General features: G+C 49.4%; 9 protein-coding genes. 2 read left to right on the plus strand and 7 right to left on the minus strand.

The window, feature by feature from the left end; translation table 11 throughout:
- The first annotated feature begins 21 nt into the window (after positions 1-21).
- Positions 22-429 carry a thiol-disulfide oxidoreductase DCC family protein gene (locus ABV409_RS08975; protein WP_353877247.1) on the plus strand — a complete coding sequence of 136 codons (408 nt, stop codon included), beginning with the start codon at positions 22-24 and terminating at the stop codon, positions 427-429.
- Here the strand turns inward: ABV409_RS08975 and ABV409_RS08980 are convergent.
- Both ABV409_RS08980 and ABV409_RS08985 read right to left on the minus strand, forming a co-directional pair.
- The gene (locus ABV409_RS08980; RefSeq protein WP_353877248.1) at positions 426-1130 is read right to left on the minus strand and encodes a hypothetical protein; all 705 of its coding nucleotides are present in this window, start codon (positions 1128-1130) and stop codon (positions 426-428) included. The two genes, ABV409_RS08975 and ABV409_RS08980, sit on opposite strands and share 4 nt — an antisense overlap.
- A gap of 140 nt (positions 1131-1270) precedes the next feature.
- A complete protein-coding gene (locus ABV409_RS08985) occupies positions 1271-3130 on the minus strand; it encodes a CPBP family glutamic-type intramembrane protease (protein WP_353877249.1) in 1860 nt (619 codons plus the stop codon).
- 153 nt (positions 3131-3283) lie between these two features.
- Here ABV409_RS08985 and ABV409_RS08990 point away from each other — a divergent pair, with 153 nt between their 5' ends.
- Positions 3284-5359 carry a mucoidy inhibitor MuiA family protein gene (locus ABV409_RS08990; RefSeq protein ID WP_353877250.1) on the plus strand — a complete coding sequence of 692 codons (2076 nt, stop codon included), beginning with the start codon at positions 3284-3286 and terminating at the stop codon, positions 5357-5359.
- Here ABV409_RS08990 and ABV409_RS08995 read toward each other — a convergent pair.
- Genes ABV409_RS08995 through aroC form a run of 5 tightly spaced genes read right to left on the minus strand, consistent with a single transcriptional unit; the run spans position 5351 to position 10834 of the window.
- Positions 5351-6523 carry a peptidase MATCAP family protein gene (locus tag ABV409_RS08995; RefSeq protein WP_353877251.1) on the minus strand — a complete coding sequence of 391 codons (1173 nt, stop codon included), beginning with the start codon at positions 6521-6523 and terminating at the stop codon, positions 5351-5353. The genes ABV409_RS08990 and ABV409_RS08995 overlap by 9 nt on opposite strands.
- Positions 6520-7344 (minus strand): N-formylglutamate amidohydrolase, encoded by an 825-nt coding sequence (locus ABV409_RS09000; RefSeq protein WP_353877252.1) that lies wholly within the window; start codon positions 7342-7344, stop codon positions 6520-6522. The genes ABV409_RS08995 and ABV409_RS09000 overlap by 4 nt, the downstream gene beginning before the upstream one ends.
- A complete protein-coding gene (gene gshB, locus ABV409_RS09005) occupies positions 7337-8368 on the minus strand; it encodes a glutathione synthase (protein ID WP_353877253.1) in 1032 nt (343 codons plus the stop codon). The genes ABV409_RS09000 and gshB overlap by 8 nt, the downstream gene beginning before the upstream one ends.
- A 21-nt stretch (positions 8369-8389) precedes the next feature.
- On the minus strand, positions 8390-9715 hold the full coding sequence (locus tag ABV409_RS09010) for a dicarboxylate/amino acid:cation symporter (RefSeq protein WP_353877254.1): 1326 nt from the start codon (positions 9713-9715) through the stop codon (positions 8390-8392).
- Positions 9716-9769: 54 nt separating this feature from the next.
- On the minus strand, positions 9770-10834 hold the full coding sequence (aroC, locus tag ABV409_RS09015) for a chorismate synthase (protein WP_353878160.1): 1065 nt from the start codon (positions 10832-10834) through the stop codon (positions 9770-9772).
- Between the last annotated feature and the right edge of the window lie 41 nt (positions 10835-10875).

Below are 10875 nucleotides of genomic sequence, written 5' to 3' on the forward strand. Positions count from 1 at the left end.
TCCTTTGCGTATTTTTGTACTGTGGAAAAGCAAGAAAAAATCATTCTCTTTGACGGGGTATGCAATCTGTGCAACGGCGCCATCCAATTCGTGATCAAACGCGACAAGAAGGATGTTTTTCGGTATGCGGCCCTACAAAGCGAGATCGGCCAACGAATGATCGCAGAGCGGGGTATCGACACCTCCAAAACGGATTCGATCATTTTGGTCGAAGAAGGGGTGGCGTATTTCGTCAAGTCGGATGCCGCCCTTGAAATCGCCAAACACCTTAGCGGTGGGTGGTCTGCACTTCGCATTTTTTCCTTTATCCCGAGTTCCATTCGGGATGTGGTCTACGATTTCATCGCCAGAAACCGCTACCGGTGGTTCGGTCGCAAAGACCAATGCATGATCCCGACCCCCGAGCTACAGGCTAAATTTTTGGATTAATCAAAAGAAACCGGCTGGGTGAGCGCCTTGATGACCTCGTCGTCACCTGCAAATTGTTTTTCGAAGTTGTAGGGTACGGGTTTGTACGGATTGTACCCCAATTCGATAAACTTCTGCTGGCCTTTGACCTCCACGAAGCGATACATCCGGAAGGGTTTCGTATCCGGATGGGCCTGGGCGTAGGCCTTTAGGGCGGGACTGATTTCCTCACGGATCGATAACGCCTCCAACAAGGCTTCTCGAGTGACTTCATCATAGCCCGGCAAGCCTTCCAAACGTTGGGCCCCGGCTTCGGAGAATACCCAATTCAAGGTCAGGGTATGCCATTCTGGCAATCCGTTTTCGACATAGGCGGTTTCCACGGCCTCCATGCTATCAGCAGGATAATAAACACCTATTGCTTTGATTTGACCTCCATCCCTCATCGAAGTGGCCATCAAGGCATACGCATCCTTGCCGCGACGCCGGGTGACGATGTAAGTGGAATCATTCAAGCGTTTCCCGATAGCGACGGTGTCGATTCGGGCGGGATAGGGACTTTCTGCTTCCCGAACTTGTTCGTACAAAATCAGGTCCTTGGTTTCCGTGATCCGTTGTTTGTCTCCCTGTAAACTGTAGGCATACCAAACACTTCCCTCCTGGCCTAAACCGAGCAAGGGGATCAAAAACACTAGGGAAACAATGAGAACGGATTTATACATGATGGTGGGTTTTCAACAGAAAGGTACGGTCGCGCTATGGATTCGGCGTCACTTTTTGTACCACTGCCTACCAATCCTGTACCACTGACCACAAAATCAACCCATTCCGTTTTCAGAAACGGTCAAAGAAAATGAGTCGATCAGCCCCCAAAGTGCAGCTGCGACAGGTAATACAAGCCCAAGAGTACGGTGAAGTTGTGCAGCCCATGGAGGACGATACCGGCCAAGAGCCCATGGCTTTTCTTGGTATAATAGCCCACGATCAAGGCAAAGACGAAGAAAAACAGGAACAAGCTCAAGTCATCATGCACCAAGGCGAACAAGACCGCCTGAAACACATTGGCCGCCTTGAACCCAATATACTTCTCGACCGAACCCAAGATCACCCCCCTGAAGATGATCTCTTCATAAATGGGTACGATGACGGCTGCCATCAAAGCGGTCACCAAAAAGCCGTGTTGTGACATCACGGCCAAAATCTCTTGTTCGGCGCCCAAAATGAAATTCAAATCGAAGGACGGGCCTTCCACTTCCACGAACAGTCCGATGATCTTTAGTAAAATCCGATTGAAAATGACGAAAACCACGGCCAAGCCGATGATCCGCCCCCAACCCAATTCGCCCCCGAAGACCTGCTTTAGACGGGCTTTGTTCAAAACAAAGAGCGTGCCTAGGGCCATAAAGAGCACGAACAAGATCATCTCACCGGCCAATACCTCCGTTTCGAGGACTTCCTCCCCATAGACCACTACCAGGTCGAACATATAGTTCATAGTCTGTTCGTATTCATAGGCAAAAATCGTGGCGATCTGGGCCAACAAATAGACCGCACTCAACAACCAAAAATGTTCGATAGTCCAGCTAAAATCGAGGCGCCGCTTAAAGTGGACGCCGCTTTTGTGTAAAACCTTTCCCAAACCGAATATGGGCAAGATCCAGAAGTAGGGAATGATGAAACAGATGATGATCAGTACGTACAACAAGGCAAAATGAAAGGCTTCTTTGACTGTCCAGGCTAAAAACGGATCTTTTAAGAAAACACGGAACCGTTTGATTCCGAAGAAATCATCGAAGGCTCGCTCCTCTTGTAGGTTTCTATACGTTTGTAAGGCCTGTTCCGCATTGGAATACGTCAGGTCATGGGCAAAAAGTCGTTGCTTGCTAGCCACGCGATCCCATTCGTTCAAGGTGTCACGTACCAAAGCTTCACGTGCGGCATCCACACTACCGAGATCGGCCAGTGCTTTCGCCACTTCGGCATTGTCGATATAGGTAGAGTCCTTTGTCCGTACCCAATCGAACAACTCCAAGGCCTTTTCGGGTTCGTTGAGTTTCAACAGCAGGTTGGCCTTTTGGTTGATGTTCCAGACGACCGTATCCTTTTCCAAATAAGGCAAGAGGGCTTTTTTAGCCAGTTCCGTTTTCCCTTGTTCCTGCAAAATCCCGGCAATTTGTATGGAAAGATCCAAATCCGCATCGATTTGCTGTGCGGATTGGTAGTAGGCCAAAGCTTTAGGTTGGTCTTCTTGATGGTAGGCCCCAAGCATTTTGAATACTTCCCCTTTTTGCCGGGGTGACCATTGTGCATCATCTTCACGGATCAGGGTCCGGGCCGATTCCAACAATTCCAATCGGGATTCGCCGTACCGATTTTCGGCCACATAAATCAGAACCCTGGGATGGTTGGGATGTGTCTGATAGAGCGCATCGATGCAAGCCTCCGTCTCATCGTATTTGAGGTTGTACCCCTCATACTCATCAAAATAGGAATTGCCGATGAATTTACAGCGTTCGACAAGTGCGCCGATATCGCCTGGGTTGTTGGCAATATGCGCGTCGTAGGCCGCCAGAATGGTCTCGAAATGCACATCCTTGGCCTTGTTCAGTTCATCAACAAAATGCCGGTGGCTGTCTACGGCCCCGAATTCCGGTGGTTCTTGCGCACTTAGGGTGATGGCAAACAACATGAACAAGAGTGCGGCAATGGATGGGAACCTCATGGATTGGTTTGGATTGGATTGGTTTCCTAAAGGTAACGATCAAAACTTTGTGAAAGTACAATTTCACTCATCGGGAGGCCTTCTTTACGAAATCTAGGTTTTCTGCGCCCAGCCTATCCCCTAGGTTCGCTTAAAATCCTAAAAGCCTTTCTTATGAAAACGATGTTCCTGTACCTGCTGTTGCTGCCGTTTTTGGTCAGTGCCAACCCCAAGCAAACCCCGTCAAAAATCGAATCGGTGACCGTATACCTCAGCGGGGCCGAAATCATACGAACCGCCGAAATCAACTTGGTCGGCGGACGTAATGAAATCCGCTTTACCGATTTATCGCACCGCATCGATGAAAGCAGCATCCAAGTTTCCGGACTCGGTAATGTTTCCATCTTGGCCATGGCCTATGACCTCGACCATTTGAATCCCAGCACTGTACCACCACAAGTTTCGGAATGGCAGCTACAGATCGATGCCTTAACGCTTCAGATCGCCCGTTTGAACAATAGCATCCACGGACTTGAAGAAGAGGAAAAGGTCATTACCACCAACCGGCTAGTGAGCACCGACAACCAAGCCCTTAGTCTTGAAAAAGTGCAACAGATCAGCGCCTATTACCGAAAACGCATCACCCAAATCCGGAATGAAATCCTGGATACCAAAGAAAAAATCAAACGCCTGAACGAAGCGGTAATCCAACTGCAACGGCAAATCCAAGAGGTCAACCAAAGCCCGAAACAAGAAACCGGAACATTGGCCGTGACTTTTGATGCCCCGAAGGCCGTTACCCTATCGATTACCCTGAAATACATGGTGGGAGAGGCCGGCTGGGTACCCAATTACGATATCAAGTCCGAAGCACTGAATGATGAACTGGAACTGATCTACAAGGGCAATGTGTACCAACGTACCGGTCAAGATTGGAAGGATGTGGCCGTGGTGCTATCGACCGGCAATCCCAAATACAACATCGACAAACCGAAGCTGGAACCCCACTTCCTGAATTTCACCAGCCGCTACCAAAGGCGATCAAGACAAGCCACACAAAAACAGCGCTATGCCTTCAACCCGGCCGTTAAAACCGTAAGTGGCACGATAACCGATGCCACAGGTTTGGCCCTCCCTGGGGTCAATGTCATCATCAAGGGGACGAACAAGGGCACCCAAACCGATTTTGACGGGCACTATAGCTTGGATATTCCCTATGGCCAAGAACTGGAATATCATTTTATCGGACAAAAAAACGTGTCCCAACCGATCTATTCCTCGATCATGAACCTATCCATGGAAGAGGATCTTCAAGCCTTGGAAGAAGTCGTCGTAACCGCAATGGGTACACGTCGTGAAAAAAAAGCTTTGGGGTATGCGGTCACCTCCGTCACTGGGGTAAGCGGAAAGGTCGCGGGCGTCCAAATCCGGGGTGCCGGTTCGAACAAATACAAAACAGCTCCGGCTCCCTTGTATATCATCGATGGTGTTCCGGTTACTGGATTTATGGAAGGGGATCTTGACCCCCAGGAAATCCAAAGTACTAGGACCTTGACCCAGACCGAAGCTTCCGCACTCTACGGTTCACGGGGAAACCATGGTGTCGTCATCATCAAAACCAAACCCAGCAGCACGATCGAAGGGGCGACCAAGACCGAATTCCGGATCAAAAAAACCTATACCATAGCCTCCGATGGTGATATAACGGCGGTGCGCATCAGCACTTTCGAATTGCCGGCCACCTACGCGTACTACGCCGCCCCGATCCTCAATGAAAATGTCTTCTTGACCGCCCGTTTTTCCAACTGGGAACGACACCAACTGTTGCCCGGTGAAGCCAATATCTACTTCGAAGGCACTTATGCAGGTAAAACGGTCTTGGATCCCTATACCACACAAAAAGACATGGTATTGTCATTGGGCATCGACCCCAACATCACGGTCAGTCGTGCCCAAGACCGCAACTTCAAGAGTAAATCCTTTACGGGTAGCAACCGGGTCTTGGAGCGGACCTACACCCTCGAGGTCAAGAACAACAAAGGGGTGGCCATAAAGCTGAAGCTTTTGGATCGCATCCCGAAATCACAGCATAAAGACATCAAGGTCAGCGAGATCGTCACTGAAAATGCCGATTACGATGCCAAAAAAGGGTTGTTGGAATGGGAATTGGATCTAGGACCACAACAGCGGCGTACCGAAAAGTTCTCCTTTCAGGTCAAATACCCCAGGGGGCGGTTCATCTCACTTTAGGTTGTTGAGGATGAAATCCAATGTGGGGTTGGTGTTCAGCTTTTGCTCAAACGAAAGGCTCTTGTGGGCAATGGGCTGCGCCAATCCCAATTTTTTCAAGTAGTTGATGTTGGGTTCATCGGTAAGGGCCACCTTCCCCATCAACAGGCAATCCATGGATTCTTCACGTTGATAGCGTTTATAGATCTTGCGCAGGCCGCTTAAATACAGGCGGTCTTTGGTAAAACCGCCCCCACGGTGGGCGCGTAAGGTAATGGTAAAGGCTTCTTCCCGATTCAATTTGTATTTGTTGTGGATGAGGTCGAAGGTATCCGCAAAACCATAGCCTTTGATCAGACTGTCTGAGGCCAATACGCGATACGCCAATTCCTTTAACCGTTTTAAGGTCAGGGCGCCGCCCATATACTCGCTGAAGACGGCGAGCCCTTCTTGGGTCTCTACGTTCTTGGGCAAACCATTGCTAAAGATCTTCAAAGGTTGATGCAAGCCATTGTACGTCGTAACCAGATGGATGCCGATTTCATGATTCGCCAAGGTCAGTAATTGGTTCTTACTGAATTTAGTGTTCTTTTTAATCAACAAGGTTTGCGAACTGTTGCTCACCATGGCCTCTGCCGCAATATTGGTCGAAAAACGGATGTTCAAGGGAAAATCGTAACGCCGGGCAAAATCCTCAAAATAGTCCCGTGCCTCAAATGGACTGAACACATGGTCCATATCACTACCCATGGCTTCGTCGGGGTAATGCAGAATGAACTGGGCATTTTGAACGTCTTTCTCCGTCGGGGTGCCGTAGACACTCAACGAATTGTAGTAAAACTGTTTGGCCTTCCCAATAGTTTCGATGCACTGGATCATGTTCGAATAGAAATTGATCACATCTTGGTACATCTTGCGCAAGACATCGTCTTCAATACGCTCAAGGCGTTGGGCAAAGAAGAGGCGTTGGAGTTTGAAGGGGTTGAATTTGACCTTGGGATATTTGAACTCGGGATCAAGGCTGTATTTGGAAGCAAAAAAGCGGTGCTTCTCCTTTTCGATGTTCAACGGATTGACGTAGGTCAACAACTCAATGCGTTTGACCAGCCGATCCAAATTGGCATCGATTTCAAATAAGGCCGCGTATTGTTCTTGTAAGGCTTTGTTCTCTTGTTCTTGGATCATGGATGCGCATCGAATTCCTTAGCCTGCAAAGGTATCAATTCCTGCAATTGTTTGGCAACGGAATCGACCACCTCCGGATAAATCACCCCGGTCAGCTCATCACAATACACTTTGGAAATCTCGGTCGCCAAGACCAAAGTGTTCGAAAAACCTTGGGTAATATGCTTCAGGAAATACCCATTGCCCTGAAATGTATCGTTGATCTTGGAAGTCGAAGCGATGCCATTCGGCAATTGCATGGTCCCTAATTTGCGGCTCCAGGCCTTGGCCAAGTCACCAAAGCGGTCGTTGTCAATGTTCGCCGTACCCAAGTTCCAGACCGGCACCTCCCGTTCCCACCGTTTCCAATTGTAACTGTGCATATCGAAGACCAGCACTTTTGGGAACAAGGACTCCAGCTTCCCCATCAAGGCGTCGACCACTTGATAAAAACGCGCATGTTTGGTCAGACTATGTGTTTTCTCTTCGTGATCCAAAGGGGTACGCCACAACTGCTTGCCCCAGGCATCGGTATAGATGGCCGTATCGGGATGCCGGTTCAAGTCGTATTCGAAACGGCTGTCACAACCCGCGATTACAATGGGATGGGAAGCGACCATCTGCTTTGTGCAGGGATCTTCTTCATACCAGCGTTCGTATTCGGTATGCAGGCAATTTTCCCAGAGTGAACTTCTGAATTGGTGGCCGTTATGCACGGCCCCACATACATAAGGCACATAGTTTTCGACCTTAAGGGTAAAGGCATAATCATCGGAAACCGCTTCAAAGCATTCCCCCGCCTCGATCAAACCGATGATGGCGTCGACCGATAGCCTACGCATCTTCCACTTCCTTACGCAGGCGTGAACGACGGTCAAAGGCCTGGAGTTTGGCCGTGACCTTGCTTTCGATAAAATCGATGACCTGGCATTGGATCTTGGTTTTGTAAACCTTGTTCATATAGGTAATGCCACCAGGTGACATGACGTTGACCTCGACCAGTTTGCCTCCGATCACATCAATGCCGACAAAGAAAAGACCGTCTTTGACCAACTTAGGGCCGATTTGTTTGCACAGTGCTTTTTCTTCTTTTGACATGGAGTGTTTGGCCACCGATCCCCCCGCTGAAACGTTCGAGCGGTGGTCATCGCTACCCGGTACACGACGCATGGCCCCGATGGGTTCCCCATTCAAGATCAAGATACGTACATCACCTTGATCAGCACCTTCAATGTATTCTTGAAGTATGACATAATTAGAGGTTCCATCTGAGTTGGTTACATAAAAATCCAAGAGGGATTTGATGTTGCTCATCGCAGATTTCTCGATCAGGATCACCCCTGAGCCCCCAAAGCCGTTCAAAGGCTTTAAGATCATCTTTTCGGCTGGGGATTCCTTGATCTGTTGTACCAGGTATCGTTTATTCTTCGATACATGGGTGACCGGTATGATGTTGCTATGGCTATCACCGAATGCGGCCGTATACAATTTGTTGTTCGCTTCCCGAAGTCCCTGTAAGGAATTCATGATAAAGACATCGTCTTTGACCGAATCCAGAAAATTCAACATCAAAGGATCCAAAGGCGGATTGGCCCGCATAAAAATGACATCAAAGCCTGCCAAGGGCAGCATTTCCTCCCTGATATTGGCTTGCTTGTAAAAGGTCTTCAGATTCGAAGGCACCTTATCCATGCGACCGACCACCGTACAAAAGGCACTGGTCACGCTGTTTCGAATGGTCAAATTGGCCGGGGTACACAGGGCCACCCCGTGGTTTCGCTTGACACATTCGTGGATCAAGGCCAAACTGGTGTCGTTCTCCGGGTCGATTTCCTCCCAAGGATACATTAAAAAACAGATGTTCATAATTTGATCGGTATTGATGGGTTATTTTACGTCATCATAGTGGTCGTCCCAATCCTTGACTTTGGGCTTACCGAGTTTACCAACGGATTTAGCCACCATCATCGACACCGTGGCATCGCCAGTCACGTTGACTACGGTACGACACATATCCAGCGGGCGATCTACGGCAAAAATCAAGGCCAGTCCGATGGCCAATTTATCAGCCGGGAAACCGATGGCTTCCAGAACAATGACCAACATGACCATACCGGCACCCGGAACGGCCGCGGAACCGATAGAGGCCAACAAGGCTGTCAAAACAATGGTCAGCTGATCCCCAAAGCTCAGGTCGAAGCCCAAGGCCTGGGAAATAAACACGGCTGCCACTCCCTGATAAAGGCTGGTACCGTCCATATTGATGGTAGCCCCTACGGGCAAAACGAAACTCGAAACTTCTTTATCTACCCCGATGTGCTCTTCGACCCGCTCCATGGTCACAGGCAGGGTCGCGGCGCTCGAACTGGTGGAAAAGGCCAGCAATTGGGCCGGACTGATTTCCTTTAAAAACCAAAAAGGGTTCTTTTTGGTAAAACTCGAAACGACTATAGTGTAGAACACGATCATCAACAACAATCCGCCAACGACCACGCCCGCATACTTCAAGAGGGCCAACAACAGGTCCGGGTCGCTCGAAGAGACCACAACGCTGGCCAAAAGGGCGAAGACCGCATACGGGGCACTGAGCATGATCAGGTCGACCATTTTCAACACTACATCATTTAACGAATCGAAAAAGTCTTTTAAGGGTTTGGCGCGTTTTTCGCCTATCAATAACATGGAAATGCCCAAGAAAATGGTAAAGAAGATGACCTGCAGCATCAGTCCGTTGTTGCTCATAGCGGCCAGGGCGTTATCCGGTACCATATCGACCAAAAACTGCAGCGGACCGCTTTCTTTTTGGTTCATGGCCTCGCTCATCTTTGACTGCACCCCTTCTGATTCGGCATAGGTCTCGGTCAGTTTGGCAACCGTCTCATTGGAAATCCCATTTCCGGGCTGCAATACGTTCACGAGCAAGAGTCCGATCGTGATGGCCACTACGGTCGTCATGATGTAAATACCTATGGTGCGTAATCCGATATTCCGGAACTTCGAAATGTCCTTGAGGTCAGAAATCCCTTTGACCAAGGAAGCGATGATCAAGGGAATCGCGATCAACTTCAATAACTTCACAAAAACGGTTCCCAAGGGCTGGATCCAATCGGAGACCAAATCCTTGCCCCAATCCACGCCCGTCATGGCAAAACCGAAAAGAATACCAAGAAGCATCCCGATCAGGATCTTCCAGTGCAGTTCCAACTTACGCATACTGATAATTTATGCAGTAAGATACTATTTTGGAGTGATAAAAAAAGCCGAAGCTTAGATTTTGTTCGAACGGGCCAATAGCCAATAATCGGCCAGTACCAAGGCGGTCATGGCCTCTACGATGGGCACGGCCCTGGGTACGACGCAGGGATCGTGACGGCCTTTTCCCTGGGTAGTCACCGGCTTGCCTTCCTTATCGATGGTTTCATAGCCTTGGAGCACGGTAGCCACGGGTTTGAAAGCGACCTTGAAGTAAATATCCATACCGTTGCTGATCCCCCCTTGCACTCCGCCACTGCGGTTGGTCTTGGTGGTTCCGTCGGTATTGAAGGCATCATTGTGCGCGCTGCCCTTCATTTCGACACCGGCAAACCCGCTGCCGTATTCAAACCCTTTCACGGCATTGATCGACAACATGGCCTTGCCCAATTCAGCGTGTAGCTTATCAAAAACGGGCTCGCCTAAACCGACGGGTACGTTTTGGACCACACAGCTGATAACCCCACCGATGGTATCGCCTTCTTTTTTGATGGTCTTGATATAGGCTTCCATTTGGGCGGCCATTTCGGGGTCTGGGCATCGCACCGGATTGGATTCCGTTTTCGAAAAATCGAGTTCGGCGTATGGCGTTTCCAGTTTCATGGTCCCGACCTGGCTGACAAAGGCGTTGATCTTGATATCGGACAGCAATTGCTTCGCAATGGCCCCTGCCACTACCCTACTGGCGGTTTCGCGGGCCGAACTACGCCCACCGCCGCGATAATCGCGAAAACCGTATTTTTTATCATAAACGTAATCGGCATGTGACGGGCGGTACGAATCCTTGATATGGGAATAGTCCTTAGACTTTTGATTGGTATTGTGGATTGCGAAACCGATCGGGGTGCCGGTAGTCTTCCCTTCGAATACCCCCGAATAGATCTCGACGGTATCGGGTTCCTTCCGCTGGGTTACAATGGCGGATTGCCCTGGCTTTCTTCGGTCGAGTTCCGCTTGAATGGCATCGATATCGAGTTCCAGTCCCGCCGGACATCCATCCAAGACCCCGCCAATGGCGCGACCGTGTGATTCGCCGTACGTCATAAGCTTAAATAGGGTGCCAAAAGAGTTTCCTGCCATACCGATAAGTATCAAAACGCTAAGGTACTCCATATTGCCGT

Source organism: Flagellimonas algarum, assembly GCF_040513375.1.
GTDB classification, from domain to species: domain Bacteria; phylum Bacteroidota; class Bacteroidia; order Flavobacteriales; family Flavobacteriaceae; genus Flagellimonas_B; species Flagellimonas_B algarum.